Origin of the sequence: Pseudomonas sp., from assembly GCF_050739775.1 — a bacterium.
GTDB lineage: Bacteria > Pseudomonadota > Gammaproteobacteria > Pseudomonadales > Pseudomonadaceae > Aquipseudomonas.
Map to the genome: position 1 here is coordinate 1 of NZ_JBOICA010000020.1, position 14,163 is coordinate 14,163.

General features: G+C 61.4%; 13 protein-coding genes and 1 pseudogene. 6 read left to right on the forward strand and 8 right to left on the reverse strand.

Annotated elements, in window-relative coordinates:
* Positions 1-51: 51 nt before the first annotated feature.
* The 4 genes and pseudogenes from argB to coaBC all read right to left on the reverse strand — a co-directional run bounded on the left by argB (position 52) and on the right by coaBC (position 4,170).
* Positions 52-957 (reverse strand): acetylglutamate kinase, encoded by a 906-nt coding sequence (gene argB, locus ACRESH_RS12220; protein WP_431742240.1) that lies wholly within the window; start codon positions 955-957, stop codon positions 52-54.
* A gap of 29 nt (positions 958-986) precedes the next feature.
* A pseudogene (locus tag ACRESH_RS12225) lies at positions 987-2,363 on the reverse strand (phosphomannomutase/phosphoglucomutase); the annotation flags it as partial.
* Between the two features lie 136 nt (positions 2,364-2,499).
* Entirely contained in the window at positions 2,500-2,955 is a 456-nt protein-coding gene (dut, locus tag ACRESH_RS12230; RefSeq protein ID WP_431742241.1) for a dUTP diphosphatase, read from the reverse strand.
* 6 nt (positions 2,956-2,961) lie between these two features.
* Positions 2,962-4,170, reverse strand: coding sequence for a bifunctional phosphopantothenoylcysteine decarboxylase/phosphopantothenate--cysteine ligase CoaBC (coaBC, locus tag ACRESH_RS12235; RefSeq protein WP_431742242.1), 1,209 nt, complete (start codon positions 4,168-4,170; stop codon positions 2,962-2,964).
* A gap of 132 nt (positions 4,171-4,302) precedes the next feature.
* Here coaBC and radC point away from each other — a divergent pair, with 132 nt between their 5' ends.
* Complete coding sequence (radC, locus tag ACRESH_RS12240; RefSeq protein ID WP_431742243.1) at positions 4,303-4,989, forward strand: RadC family protein; 687 nt, start codon at positions 4,303-4,305, stop codon at positions 4,987-4,989.
* Here radC and ACRESH_RS12245 read toward each other — a convergent pair.
* Positions 4,973-6,562, reverse strand: coding sequence for an ABC transporter substrate-binding protein (locus ACRESH_RS12245; RefSeq protein ID WP_431742244.1), 1,590 nt, complete (start codon positions 6,560-6,562; stop codon positions 4,973-4,975). The genes radC and ACRESH_RS12245 overlap by 17 nt on opposite strands.
* 362 nt (positions 6,563-6,924) lie before the next feature.
* Here ACRESH_RS12245 and rpmB point away from each other — a divergent pair, with 362 nt between their 5' ends.
* Both rpmB and rpmG read left to right on the forward strand, forming a co-directional pair.
* Positions 6,925-7,161: a 50S ribosomal protein L28 gene (gene rpmB, locus ACRESH_RS12250; RefSeq protein ID WP_010225868.1), complete on the forward strand. Its 237-nt coding sequence runs from the start codon at positions 6,925-6,927 to the stop codon at positions 7,159-7,161.
* 11 nt (positions 7,162-7,172) lie between these two features.
* The gene (rpmG, locus tag ACRESH_RS12255) at positions 7,173-7,328 is read left to right on the forward strand and encodes a 50S ribosomal protein L33 (protein WP_010225867.1); all 156 of its coding nucleotides are present in this window, start codon (positions 7,173-7,175) and stop codon (positions 7,326-7,328) included.
* Positions 7,329-7,422: 94 nt separating this feature from the next.
* Here the strand turns inward: rpmG and ACRESH_RS12260 are convergent, their stop codons facing one another.
* Positions 7,423-7,782 (reverse strand): cupin domain-containing protein, encoded by a 360-nt coding sequence (locus ACRESH_RS12260; protein ID WP_431742245.1) that lies wholly within the window; start codon positions 7,780-7,782, stop codon positions 7,423-7,425.
* A 196-nt stretch (positions 7,783-7,978) separates the two neighbouring features.
* Here ACRESH_RS12260 and ACRESH_RS12265 point away from each other — a divergent pair, with 196 nt between their 5' ends.
* Together ACRESH_RS12265 and ACRESH_RS12270 are read left to right on the forward strand one after the other, a co-directional pair.
* Positions 7,979-9,472, forward strand: a complete 1,494-nt coding sequence (locus tag ACRESH_RS12265) for an aldehyde dehydrogenase (protein WP_431742246.1) — start codon at positions 7,979-7,981, stop codon at positions 9,470-9,472.
* A gap of 94 nt (positions 9,473-9,566) precedes the next feature.
* Positions 9,567-10,706 carry an MFS transporter gene (locus ACRESH_RS12270; protein WP_431742247.1) on the forward strand — a complete coding sequence of 380 codons (1,140 nt, stop codon included), beginning with the start codon at positions 9,567-9,569 and terminating at the stop codon, positions 10,704-10,706.
* Here ACRESH_RS12270 and ACRESH_RS12275 read toward each other — a convergent pair.
* Together ACRESH_RS12275 and ACRESH_RS12280 are read right to left on the reverse strand one after the other, a co-directional pair.
* Positions 10,703-12,259, reverse strand: coding sequence for a phospholipase D family protein (locus ACRESH_RS12275; RefSeq protein ID WP_431742248.1), 1,557 nt, complete (start codon positions 12,257-12,259; stop codon positions 10,703-10,705). The genes ACRESH_RS12270 and ACRESH_RS12275 overlap by 4 nt on opposite strands.
* 59 nt (positions 12,260-12,318) lie before the next feature.
* A complete protein-coding gene (locus tag ACRESH_RS12280; RefSeq protein ID WP_431742249.1) occupies positions 12,319-13,749 on the reverse strand; it encodes a PLP-dependent aminotransferase family protein in 1,431 nt (476 codons plus the stop codon).
* Positions 13,750-13,927: 178 nt separating this feature from the next.
* On the opposite strand from ACRESH_RS12280, the gene ACRESH_RS12285 reads away from it, so the two are divergent.
* Complete coding sequence (locus ACRESH_RS12285) at positions 13,928-14,158, forward strand: DUF1127 domain-containing protein (protein WP_431742250.1); 231 nt, start codon at positions 13,928-13,930, stop codon at positions 14,156-14,158.
* Positions 14,159-14,163: the final 5 nt, after the last annotated feature.

The following is a 14,163-nucleotide window of genomic DNA, read 5'->3' on the forward strand; positions in this document are numbered from 1 at the left end:
AGCCCGCTCCTACCATTGCGGTGGGAGCGGGCTTGCCCCGCGATTGATGTTTTAACGAGGTTTGTGATTGGTGATCAGGGTACCGACACCACTGTCGGTAAAGATCTCCAGCAGCACCGCGTTAGGCACCCGGCCGTCGATGATGTGCGAGCTGTTGACGCCGCCTTGCACGGCTTCCAGGGCGCAGCGGATCTTCGGCAGCATGCCGCCGTAGATGGTGCCGTCAGCGATCAGCTCGTTGACCTGCTCGGTGGTCAGGCCGGTGAGTACGGTGCCTTGCTTGTCCATCAGGCCGGCGATGTTGGTCAGCAGCATCAGCTTTTCAGCTTTCAGCGCTTCGGCCACCTTGCCAGCCACTAGGTCGGCATTGATGTTGTACGACTCACCGTTGGCACCGACGCCGATTGGCGCGATGACCGGGATGAAGTCACCTTTGACCAGCATGTTCAGCAGGTCGGTGTTGACGTTGGTGACTTCGCCGACATGGCCGATATCGATGATTTCCGGGGTGGTCATCTCCGGCGTCTGACGGGTAACGGTCAGTTTTTTCGCACGGATCAGCTGGGCGTCTTTACCGGTCAGGCCAATGGCGCTGCCGCCATGACGGTTGATCAGGTTGACGATGTCCTTGTTCACCTGGCCGCCGAGGACCATCTCGACCACGTCCATGGTCTGCGCGTCGGTAACGCGCATGCCATCGATGAAGTGGCTTTCGATCGACAGGCGCTTGAGCAGGTCACCGATCTGCGGGCCGCCGCCATGCACGACCACCGGGTTGATGCCGACCGCTTTCATCAGCACGATATCGCGGGCAAAACCGGTTTTGAGCTCTTCGCTCTCCATCGCGTTGCCGCCGTATTTGATCACCAGGGTCTTGCCGACAAAACGGCGGATGTAAGGCAGCGCTTCGGACAAAACCTGGGCGACATGGGTGGCGGCATCGCGATCGAGGGTCATGCAGGGCTCCAGTTGGAACAGATAGTCAGTCAGAACTTGGGTTGCAGATCAGGAGCAACGCGCTGCAACTGGGCGCGGAATACTTCCTGGATACGCTGCAGTTCGGCGTCGTTGTCAGCCTCGAAGCGCAGTACCAGCACCGGTGTGGTGTTGGAGGCGCGAACCAGGCCCCAACCGTGGGGATAGTCGACCCGCACACCATCGATGGTGGTCAGGTTGGCGTTGTTGCCCCAGTCGGCGTCGCGTTGCAGTGCATCAATGATGCTGAATTTACCGTCGTCGGTCACATCAATGTTGATTTCCGGTGTGGAAATATCATTCGGGAATGCGGCGAACAGCTGTTCGGCATCGGTTTTGGCCTTGCTGAGGATCTCCAGCAGGCGCGTGGCACTGTAGATGCCGTCGTCGAAACCGTACCAGCGTTCCTTGATGAAAATGTGTCCGCTCATCTCGCCGGCCAGCAAGGCGCCGGTTTGCTTCATCTTCTTTTTGATCAACGAATGACCAGTCTTCCACATTAGCGCGCGACCACCGTACTGCTCGATCAGCGGGGTCAGGCGGCGCGTGCATTTGACGTCGAAGATGATCTCGGCGCCCGGGTTGCGCTCAAGTACGTCCTGGGCGAACAGCATCAGCAGGCGATCGGGGTAGACGATGCTGCCGGTGTTGGTCACCACGCCGACGCGGTCGCCATCGCCGTCGAAGGCCAGACCGAGGTCTGCACCAGTTTCCCTGACCTTGGCGATCAGGTCGACCAGGTTCTCGGGTTTGCCCGGGTCCGGGTGATGATTAGGGAAGTTGCCGTCGACTTCGCAGAACAACGGGATCATTTCGCAGCCCAGGGCTTCGATCAGTTGCGGGGCAATCACGCCTGCCGCACCGTTACCGCAGTCGACGACGACTTTCAGTTTTTTCGCCAGCTTGATGTCGCTGGTGATCTGCTGGAAATAGCGATCAAGGATTTCGACCTGGACGACGCTACCTTCGCCGTGGCTCAGGTCGTTGGTCTTCAGGCGGGTCAACAGCGCCTGGATCTGCTCGTTGGCCAGGGTGTCGCCGGCAATGACGATCTTGAAACCGTTGTAGTTCGGCGGGTTGTGGCTGCCGGTGAGCATGACACCGGACTTGCCGGCCAGGACATTGGCGGCGTAGTACAGGGCAGGAGTCGGCACCAGACCGACATCGCTGACTTGGCAGCCGGCTTCGACCAGGCCCTTGATCAGTTGTTCGACCAGCATCGGGCCGGACAGGCGGCCATCACGGCCTACCGAAATGTTCGGTTCGCCTTGGGCCAGGGTTTGTGCACCGATGGCGCGGCCGATCCAGTAGGCGGTTTCGGCGCTCAGGGTGTCATCGACCACGCCACGGATGTCGTAGGCGCGGAAGATGCTTTCCGGGAGTGCAGGTACCAGGTGTGCCATGTCGTTCATCTCTGGGGAGCTCCAATATCGAGGGCGTGCAGGGCAGGCTCAAACTGAACGCTTTGACGGTCTTTTCGCCAGAGAGTTCGCCATCCTTGGCGCACAGTGGGCAGCGAGTGGATCAGTTGCTGCCGGAATGACCAAAGCCACCAGCACCGCGCTGACTCTCGTCGAAGGCTTCGACGATATCGAAATGAGCCTGCACCACTGGTACCAGAACCAGTTGCGCAATACGCTCGCCGACAGCGATGGTGAACGGGGTCTGACCACGGTTCCAGCAGGAAACCATCAGCTCACCCTGATAGTCGGAGTCGATCAGGCCGACCAGGTTGCCCAGCACGATGCCGTGCTTGTGGCCCAGACCCGAGCGCGGCAGGATCAGTGCGGCCAGGCCTGGGTCGCCGATGTACACCGACAGGCCGGTAGGAATCAGCATGGTCTGACCCGGCTCAAGGACCGTGTCCTGCTTGAGCATGGCGCGCAGGTCGAGCCCGGCCGAGCCTGGGGTGGCGTACTGCGGCAGCGGGAATTCGTTGCCGATGCGTGGATCGAGAATCTTGGCTTGTAGAGCGTGCATGCAGAGTTAAACCTGGTTGAGACGTTCGGCGATGAAAGCAACCAGCTGGCGGGCGATCTTGCCCTTGCTGGTCTGTGCGAAGAGTGTTTCGTGAAGCTGGCGATCGATCACGCTGCAGGCGTTCTCCTCGCTGTTGAAGCCGATGCTGGGGTTGGCCACATCGTTGGCGACAATCAGGTCGAGGTTCTTGTCCTTGAGCTTGCGTGCAGCGTAGTCGAGCAGGTGTTCGGTCTCGGCGGCGAAGCCGACGCTGAACGGGCGATCGGGGCGGGTGGCGATACTGGCCAGAATGTCCGGGTTGCGGACCATCTGCAGCAGCAGGCCGTCACCTGTCGTAGGGTCTTTCTTGAGTTTCTGTGGTGCGACCACTTCTGGGCGGTAGTCTGCGACCGCGGCCGAGGCGATGAAAATATCGCAGGGCATCGCCGCTTCGCAGGCAGCCAGCATGTCGCGGGCGCTGACCACGTCGATACGGGTAACCCGGTCGGGCGTTGGCAGGTGCACCGGGCCACTGATCAGGGTCACCTTGGCACCGGCTTCCACCGCCGCTTCGGCCAGGGCAAAGCCCATTTTCCCGGAGCTGTGGTTGGTGATGTAACGCACCGGGTCGATGTTTTCCTGGGTCGGTCCGGCAGTGATCACGATATGCTTGCCGGTCAGCGATTCGCGTTTGAAGCTTTCGGCGGCGCACCAGGCCAGGTCGGTGGCCTCGAGCATGCGGCCGAGACCGACATCGCCACAGGCCTGACTGCCGGAGGCCGGGCCGAAGACCTTTATGCCGCGGCTCTGCAGCAGTTCGAGGTTGGCCTGGGTGGCCGGGTCGCGCCACATGGCCTGGTTCATGGCCGGGGCAACGGCTACGGTGGCGTCGGTGGCCAGCACCAGGGTGGTCAGCAGATCGTCGGCTACGCCTTGGGCCATGCGCGCCAGCAGGTCGGCGGTAGCAGGGGCGATCAGCACCAGGTCGGCCCATTTGGCCAGTTCGATATGGCCCATCGCCGCTTCGGCAGCAGGGTCCAATAGGTCCATGTGCACCGGGTGACCGGACAGTGCTTGCAGGGTGAGCGGGGTGATGAACTCCGCGCCGCCGCGGGTCATGACGACACGCACCTGCGCACCGTGTTCCAGGAGTCGGCGAACCAGTTCGGCACTCTTGTAGGCGGCGATGCCGCCGCCGACGCCGAGAACGATGCGCTTACGATACAGCCGCTGCATAGGCTTGCCTTTTGCTCAGTGATTGCACGCGGCGACGACGCCTCCCCAGGCCGAATCGTCGCGTAAAAAAGTGCGGCTAATGTAGCACAGGGCTGAAACACAGGAGCAGTAACCGATAGACAGGGAGGCAGGATGAGTATCAGGGACTGGCCTGCGGCGGAGCGGCCGCGGGAAAAGTTGTTGCAGCGTGGGGCGAGTAGCCTGTCGGATGCCGAGCTGCTTGCGGTTTTTCTACGCACAGGTGTAGCGGGCATGAGCGCCGTCGATTTGGCCCGGCATCTGTTGAAGCAGTTTGGTGGATTGCGGCATTTGCTTGAGGCCGATCAGGTCGCGTTTCAGCGCGAAGTCGGGTTGGGGCCGGCGAAATACACCCAGTTGCAGGCAGTGCTGGAAATCGGTCGACGGCACTTGGAGCAAACGATTGTTCGCGACTCGGCACTTCAAAGCCCTGGTGCGGTGCGCCGCTACCTGAAAGCCAAGCTGCGCCATGAGCAAAGCGAGGTATTCGGATGCCTGTTTCTCGATACCAAGCACCGCCCGCTAGGTTTTGAGGTGCTGTTTCGCGGCTCGATCGACAGTGCCAGTGTCTATCCCCGGGAAGTCATCAAGCGTGCCTTGGCAAACAATGCTGCGGCATTGATTCTTTGCCATAACCATCCATCAGGCGTGAGCGAGCCCAGTCATGCTGATCTGGTACTGACTCGGCGCTTGAAGACTGCACTGGAGCTGGTTGATGTCAGGGTGCTCGACCATCTCATTGTGGGCGATGGCGAGCCCCTGTCGATGGTCGAGCATGGCTGGTTCAATGCGTCGAGCTGACCTTGGCGAAGTCCTGGCGACCAAACGGGCTCACCTGGTACCCCTCAACACTCTTGCGCAACAGCGCAGCGGCAGTCGGGTGCGCCAGCGGCAGCCACAGGGCCTGCTGCTGGATCAACCCCTGAGCCTGCTGGTACAGGCGGCTACGCACGCTCTGGTCGGTGGTGGTCTTGCCGGCACTGATCAGCTGGTCAAGGCGCGGGTCGCAATAGCGGGCAAAGTTGGTGCCGGACTTCACCGCTGCGCACCCGAACTGCGGGCTGAGGAAGTTATCCGGATCGCCGTTGTCACCGGCCCAGCCCATGAATAGCAGGTCATGCTCGCCAGCCTTGGCCCGGCGAATCAGCTCGCCCCACTCGATCACGCGGATCTCGGCCTTGATGCCGATCTTGGCAAGGTCGGCCTGGAGCAGCTGCGCGCCGAGGCTCGGGTTGGGGTTGAGCAGGCTGCCTTGCGGGCGGGTCCAGATCGTGGTGCTGAAGCCGTCTTTAAGGCCGGCCTTGGCCAGTAGCGCTTTGGCTTTGTCCTGGTCGGTGGGGTAGCCCGGCAGGTCCTTGGCATAGCTCCAGGTGTTGGGCGGGTAGGGGCCATTGGCAGCGACTGCGGTGTCTTCGAACACCGCTTTGAGGTAACTGGCCTTGTCGAACGCCAGGTTGATGGCTTGGCGTACTTCGGGCTTGTCCAGCGGGGCATGCTGGCTATTGATAGCCACGAAAGCGGTCATGAAGGCTGCGGTCTTTTCCACCTTCAGCGCCGGATCTTCGCTGGCGGCGGCGATATCCAGCGGCTTGGGCGACAAGGCGATCTGGCATTCGTTGCGCTTGAGTTTTTGCAGGCGCACGTTGGCATCCGGGGTGATGGCGAAAATCAGCGGATCAACCGCAGGCTTGCCGGCAAAGTAGTCCGGGTTGGCCCGGTAGCGGATCACCGCGTCTTTCTGGAAACGGTTGAACACGAACGGGCCGGTGCCGATCGGCTGGCTGTTGAGCCTCTCCGGGGTGCCGGCCTTGAGCAGCTGGTCGGCATATTCGGCGGAGTAAATGGAGGCGAAGCCCATGCTCAGGGTCGGCAGGAACGTCGCATCGGCGTGGTTGAGGGTGAAGCGCACGGTCAGCGGGTCCACTGCTTCGATCTGCTTGATCAGGCTGGGCAGCTGCAGGGATTGCGCATGGGGGTAACCGCTCTGGGCGATCTTGTGCCAGGAATGTGCGGAGTAGAGCATGCGCTGGAAGCTGAACAGGACGTCGTCGGCGTCGAGGGTGCGGCCGGGCTTGAAATAACCGGTGCTGTGGAACTTCACCTCGGGGCGCAGCTTGAACTCATAGATCAGGCCATCGGCGGAAACCGTCCAGCTTTCGGCTAGGCTCGGTACCACCTGGCCTGTTGCGGCATCGAATTCGACCAGGCGATTCATCAGCACATCGGCTGAAGCATTGGTGGTGGTCAGCGAGTTGTACTGAACCACGTCGAAGCCTTCGGGGCTGGCTTCGGTGCATACACTCAGCGCGGCCGCCTGGGCGAGTGCCGGGCCGAGCAGGGTGGCGAACAACAGGGGTAGAGCGGCAGCGCGCATGGGGATTCCTTGGCTGATCGATGACCCATCTGCCAGTGCAGTCTGGAAAAGTCTTACCCTAGTGTGCCGGGCCGGAAATAACCATAGCCTTTTTTGCCAATCGTGCGACGAGTGGTCGACACCTTGCCGGGCCAGTCGTTATGCTGCTCCGGCGTGTCGATCAGCAAGTCAAAGCACATCTTCTGTTGTTGTGCTCTGGTCTTTCTGGTATAAAGCAGCGCTCTTTTCTAGGGGCTCGGCTTGTCGCATCTGCTGATTGAGTCGATAAGACCCCGAAGAAACACGGCGCCTGGCGCCAAAGACTGAGAGATTAAGCGGCCAACCCATGCCGGGTTGGGCATGTGGTTTTAGAGGGCTGAGGCATGTCGAGAGTCTGTCAAGTTACCGGTAAGGGTCCGGTAACCGGGAATAACATTTCCCACGCAAACAACAAAACCCGTCGTCGTTTCCTGCCGAACCTGCAGCATCATCGCTTCTGGGTCGAGTCCGAGAAGCGTTTCGTGCGTCTGCGCGTATCTGCCAAAGGCATGCGCATCATCGACAAGCGCGGCATCGATGCCGTTCTGGTCGACATTCGCCGTAACGGCGCTAAGGTCTAAGGGAGAGAATCATGCGTGAATTGATCCGTCTGGTGTCGACCGCTAATACCGGCCACTTCTACACCACCGACAAGAACAAGCGCACCACTCCGGACAAAATCGAAATCAAAAAATTCGATCCGGTTGTTCGCAAGCACGTGATCTACAAGGAAGCCAAGATCAAGTAATTGATCCGGCTGACGAAAAAAGGGCCCGTATCTCTGGATACGGGCCCTTTTTTATGGGTGTGGAAGCACTGTCTGCCCCCGCACCCTGCGAGCGTTACTTCTGCTCAAACATCACGTAGATCTTGCGGCACGGCTCCAGCACTTCCCAGGTGCCCTTGAAACCTGCCGGGATCACAAAGCGATCACCCGTGCGCAAGGTTTTCGCCCCGCCGTCTTCATCGCGCAGCACCGAAACGCCTAGAACGATCTCGCAGTACTCGTGTTCAGTGTAATTGACGGTCCATTGCCCGACTGCGCCTTCCCAGACTCCCGCAGCAAACTGACCACAAGGGCTGGAATAGTGGTTGTAGACCGCCTGTTCAGGATCGCCCTTGAGGACTTTTTCGGCAGCCGGGCGATAGCGTTCAGCCTCGGTGAGGACCTGGGCGAAGTCGATGATCTGCTCAATGCGCATGGCTATATCTCTTGTTTGTTTAATAAAATGAACATCAGTAGGCGTTTGGTGCAATTATGTCAAATATATTGATAATTTGGTCGCCAGTGGTTTAGGGTGGCAGATGCCTGTGCGCGTAGCTCGCCCAGCCAGAATTTTTGACAGTGCCCGTGAGCCCTCGTGCGGCACTGCACCTTAACAAGAGGAGGAGTTTCGTATGACCACCCTGACTCGTGCGGATTGGGAACAGCGTGCCCAACAACTGAAGGTCGAAGGCCGCGCTTTCATCAATGGTGAATACACCGCCGCCGTTTCCGGCGCGACGTTCGAATGCCTCAGCCCGGTCGATGGCCGTCTGCTGGCGCAGGTCGCCAGCTGTGACGAAGCCGACGCCCAGCGCGCCGTGGAAAACGCCCGCGCTACCTTCGCTTCCGGCGTCTGGTCGCGTCTGGCCCCGGCCAAGCGCAAGGCCACCATGATCCGCTTTGCCGCCCTGCTCAATAAGCATGTCGAAGAGCTGGCGCTGCTGGAAACCCTGGACATGGGTAAGCCGATCAACGACTCGCTGACCATCGACGTGCCAGGTGCCGCCCAGGCCCTGAGCTGGAACGGTGAAGCGATCGACAAGATCTACGACGAAGTCGCTGCAACTCCGCACAATCAGCTGGGTCTGGTGACCCGCGAGCCTGTGGGTGTGGTTGCCGCCATCGTGCCGTGGAACTTCCCGCTGCTGATGGCCTGCTGGAAACTCGGCCCGGCCCTGGCCACCGGCAACTCGGTAGTGCTCAAACCTTCGGAGAAATCGCCACTGACCGCCATTCGCATCGCTCAGCTGGCGATCGAAGCCGGTATTCCTGCGGGCGTCCTCAACGTGCTGCCAGGTTACGGTCACACCGTCGGCAAGGCCCTGGCCCTGCACATGGATGTGGACACTCTGGTGTTCACCGGTTCGACCAAGATCGCCAAGCAATTGATGATCTACGCGGGCGAGTCGAACATGAAGCGTGTCTGGCTGGAAGCCGGTGGCAAGAGCCCGAACATCGTCTTCGCCGACGCACCGGACCTGCATGCTGCTGCCGAAGCTGCCGCCAGCGCCATTGCCTTCAACCAGGGCGAAGTCTGCACTGCCGGTTCGCGTCTGCTGGTCGAGCGCTCGATCAAGGACAAGTTCCTGCCGCTGGTGCTCGAAGCCCTCAAGGCCTGGAAGCCTGGCAACCCGCTGGATCCAGCTACCACTGTAGGCGCGTTGGTTGACACCCAGCAGATGAACACCGTGCTGTCGTACATCGAAGCAGGCCACAGTGATGGCGCCAAGCTGCTGGTCGGCGGCAAGCGTATCCTCGAAGAAACCGGTGGCACCTACGTCGAGCCGACGATTTTCGACGGCGTCAGCAATGCCATGCGTATTGCCCAGGAAGAAATCTTCGGCCCTGTGCTGTCGGTGATTACCTTCGACAGCGTCGAAGAAGCGATCAACATCGCCAACGACACTCCATACGGCCTGGCAGCCGGTGTGTGGACCGCGGATATCTCCAAGGCTCATCTGACCGCCAAGGCCCTGCGTGCCGGTAGCGTCTGGGTCAACCAGTACGATGGTGGCGACATGACTGCACCGTTCGGTGGCTTCAAGCAATCGGGCAACGGCCGTGACAAGTCCTTGCACGCGCTGGACAAGTACACCGAGCTGAAGGCGACCTGGATCAAGCTGTAACCGCAACCGCGCGATCCCGTTCACAGCCGGACCTTGCTTGACGCAGGTTCGGCTGTGTTGTTTCTGCAGATCCACAACAGCCTGGGAGGCTGCAATGCGTTGGGGAACCTATTTCGCTGTGCTGACGGCGGTGCTCAGTGTCGGCCTGGCGCTGGGCGTGAGCATGCCGCTGGTGTCCTTGCGTCTGGAGAGTTGGGGCTACGGCAGCTTTGCCATCGGTGTGATGGCGGCGATGCCAGCTATCGGCGTGCTGGTCGGCGCCAGTATCTCCAGTCGGCTCGCCGCTCGCTTCGGCACACCCGGGCTGATGCGCTTGTGCCTGTGGGCGGGAGCACTGTCCATCGGCCTGCTGGCGCTGTTGCCCAGCTATCCGCTGTGGCTGCTGCTGCGTCTGCTGATCGGGATGATCCTGACCATTGTCTTCATCCTCGGCGAGAGCTGGATCAACCAACTGGTGGTCGAACAATGGCGCGGTCGGCTGGTGGCCCTGTATGGCAGCAGTTACGCCTTGAGTCAGTTGGCCGGACCGTTGTTGCTCGGCATACTGGGATCGGAAGATGACCTGGGCTTCTGGATCGGCGCGGGCCTGCTGCTGGTAGCGCCCCTGGTGCTGTTGGGGCGTGGTGGGGCGCCGAGCGCAGAGGCTTGCAGCGTGACCCTGTTTGATCTGATTGGTTTCTGTCGGCGCTTGCCGGTGATTGCCTGGGCGATCGCCCTGTTCGCCGCCTTCGAGGCAATGATTCTGACCCTGCTGCCGGTGTATTGCCTGCAGCAAGGCTTCAGCACCGAGATCGCCCTGTTCATGGTCAGCACTGTGGTGGTCGGTGATGCGCTGCTGCAGCTGCCTATTGGCGCGCTGGCCGATCGCATGTCGCGGCGCACCCTGTTCAATGGTTGTGCGCTGACGCTGCTGTTGTCGAGCCTGGCCATTCCGCTGACGTTGCAGACCTGGTTGATCTGGCCGCTGTGGGTGTTGTTCGGCGCCAGTGCCGGCGGCTTGTTCACCTTGTCGCTGGTACTGATTGGCGAGCGTTACCGCGATGATGCGCTGGTGCGGGCCAACGCCCACGTGGCACAGCTCTGGGGGATCGGTTGTCTGGTCGGGCCGCTGGCCGCAGGTGCCGGCAGCCAGTGGATCAGTGGTCATGCCTTACCGCTGCTGATGGCCGCTGGCGCTGCAGGCCTGGTGCTGCTTGCACGGCGGCCGAATGCTTTCGAGCCGGCACCGGTCTAGAGCATTCGCTCCAGGCCCACGGCCTTGCTGATCCAGGCGTTGAAGCGGCGCCAGAGGCCACCGGGTTCGGTGGTCAGGGTGTGCAGGTGGTGATTGTCTTCGGTCACCCAGACCAGTTCGCCGTCGACCAGTTGGGGCTGGTAGCTCAGCGCCGGGGCCATGCCCTGGACCGCCAGGTCGCGGGTGTGCTCGGCAAGTTCGGGGCTATCGACCAGAACGCCGACCTCGGTGTTCCACAGCACCGAGCGCGGGTCGAAATTGAACGAGCCAATGAAGGTCTTGCGCCGGTCGAAGATGATCGCCTTGCTGTGCAGGCTCGAGTCGGAACTGCCGTAGAGGTGCCGGGCGCGTTTCGAACTGGGGTCGCCCGGCTGGCGACGCAGTTCATACAGATGCACGCCATGTTCCAGCAGCGCCCTGCGGTAGGGCGCGTAACCACCATGTACCGCGGGCACATCGGTGGCCTCCAGGGAGTTGGTCAGCAATTTGACTGAGACGCCGGCATCGGCGCGGCTGGTCAGGTACAACAGGCCGGGCTCGCCAGGCACGAAGTAGGCCGAGATCATGATCAGCTCGTGCTTGACATCATTCATATCCGGGGCCAACTGATGAGTCATCAGCAATTGCGGGTCCGGCTCATCGCGGGCCAGGACCTTGCTTGGTGCATCCCACAGTGCCTGATTGTGGGCCCAGATCAATTCGTTGCGCCAGATACCCAGGCGCGGATTGGTTTTGTAGGCCATCAGGCGATCGTAGAGCGCCTTGCGCTCGACCTGGGCCTCGGCCAGTGAGGCCTCCAGGCGCTGGCGGCTAGCGCGCAGGTCGTTGGCATCAGGCTGAGTCATGAGGAAGTCACCGATTGGTCGGCTCAGTGCGCTGTTCCAGTACTGATCGAAGCTGTGCCCCAGTTGCTCGGCGACCGGGCCGATGCCCAGCAGGTCGATATCGGTGAAGTTCAGGTTGGGCTCGGCGTCGAAGTATTCATCGCCCAGGTTGCGGCCACCGACAATGGCCATGCTGTTGTCCACCAGCCACAGCTTGTTGTGCATGCGCCGGTGTTGCAGGTTGAGGTTGAACAGTCGGCCTACGGCCCGGGTCACGCCAGTGCTGCGGCCCAGGTGCAACGGATTGAACACGCGGATGTGGATGTTCGGGTGGGCGGCGAGGGTGGCCATCTTTTCGTCGAGACCATCGCTGGTGGTGTCATCGAGCAGGATGCGCACGCGCACGCCGCGGTCCGCAGCCTGCAGCAGCTCGTGCACCAGAGCGCGGGTACTGAGGCCGTCATGAACGATGTAGTACTGCAGGTCGATGCTCGACTGGGCGTTGCGGATAAGCTCGGCCCGCGCGCGGAACGCTTCATTGCTGTTGGCTAGCAGGCGAAAACCGGAGCGTCCTTCGTAGGCCGATGCCTGGCGTTGCACTGAGCGACCGAAGGCCGAGTCGCTGGCCGGCAGTGCCTGAGTGATCTCCCGTGGCTGGCTGACACTGGCACATCCACTCATACCAAGCGTCAGCGACAGCAGCAGGGGCAGCGCGCGCAGGCTTCTCAAGGCAATGGGTCCTTCACGACAGGGGCTTATGGATATCGACCGCGAACGGTGGCGCAAAGTTACTCGCCGCCGTCGGCTTCGGCCAGTAGACGAATGGCGGTTTCGCCAACCTTGCGTACTGCCGCCTCGATCTCGGCAGTGGGGCGTGCGGCGAAATTCATTCGCAGGCAGTTACGGTACTTGCCCGAGGCGGAAAAAATACTCCCCACGGCAATCTGTACGCCTTGCCCAAGTAAAGCCCGGTTCAGGCGCAGGGTGTCGAAACTGTCTGGTAATTCTATCCACAGCATGAAACCACCCTGTGGCCGGCTGGCGCGGGTGCCTGGCGGGAAGTAGCGGGTGACCCAGTCACTCATCTGGTCACGTCCACGCTGGTACTGGCTGCGCATGCGCCGCAGATGTGGCTGGTAGTGCCCGGCTTCGATGAAGTCGGCGATGGCCAATTGCGGTTGGGTCGCCGTGCAGCCGGTGCTGATGTACTTCATGTGCAGCACCCGTTCCAGGTAGCGTCCGGGGGCGACCCAGCCGATGCGCAGGCCTGGGGCCAGGGTCTTGGAAAACGAGCTGCAGAGCAGCACCCGGCCGTCTTCGTCGAACGACTTGATCGTCCGCGGGCGAGGGTAGGTATAGGCCAGGTCGCCATACACGTCGTCTTCGAGGATCGCCACGTCGAAACGCTGGGCCAGGGTCAGCAAGGCCTTCTTGCGTGCTTCGGGCATGATGTAGCCCAGCGGGTTGTTGCAGCTCGGAGTGATCTGGATGAGCTTGATCGGCCATTGCTCCAGGGCTAGCTCAAGGGCTTCGAGGCTGATGCCGGTGACCGGGTCGGTGGGGATCTCCAGGGCTTTCATGCCCAGGCCCTTGAGGGTCTGCATGGCGCCGTGAAAGCTCGGTGAGTCCACCGCGACGATATCGCCGGGTTGGCACACCGCGCGGATGCTGGCCGACAGCGCCTCATGGCAGCCGGTGGTCACCACCAGGTCGGCCGGGCCGAGGTTGCAGCCGGAGTCGAGCATCAGCCGGGCGATCTGTTCACGCAGGGCCAGAGTGCCGGAAATGGTGTCGTAGTACAGTCCGGGCATGTCCTGGCGCCGGCTGAGCTGGGCCAGGCTGCGCAGCAGGGGCTTGAGGGTAGGGCTGTCGACGTCGGGCATGCCGCGGCCGAGTTGCACCACATCCTTGCTCGGCACGCTGCGGATCAGCTCCATGACCTGTTCCCATTGGGAAATTTCCACCGGCCGTTGCGCCGGCCGACTGACGGCGGGCAGCGCTGGCAGGCTACGGTCTGTGGGTACGAAGTAACCGGACTTGGGGCGTGGCGCGGCCAGACCATTGTCTTCCAGCAGGCGATAGGCCTGTTGCACGGTGCTCAGGCTGACACCATGTTCCATGCTCAAGGCGCGCACAGATGGCAGGCGGTCGCCGGGGCGGTACAGGCCCTGCTCGATGCGGGCGCTGAGTAGCTCGGCAAGGTTGACATAGAGGGTCATGGCATACTCCCGCAGCAGGCGTTCGCTGGCGACCAATACAGATGAGAGAAAAATACAGCATTCAGTATGAAAACTACCAAATCTGTATGGAAATAATAACTGTATTTTGAATCTGTAATGCTTTTGTCCAAGCGCGCAAGCTTTTCCTACGGTTATCCAGCCCCGGAGGATTCAAGCAATGAGCGGTATGAGCGATGTGCGCCTTAAATTGCACGCTGAAGAACTGAGCCGTGAGCAGCGTTTGCAGCTGTTCAATGTCCCGGCCGGTCTCGGGACCTGGGGGTTGATGGCGCACCGTTGGCACAGCCGGCGCGCATTGCTGGAGCTGACCCCCGAGCAACTGCGAGATGTTGGCCTGACGCCGGAGCAGGCGCGCGCGGAAGGGCTCAAGCCCTTCTGGCGTAGCTGATGTGC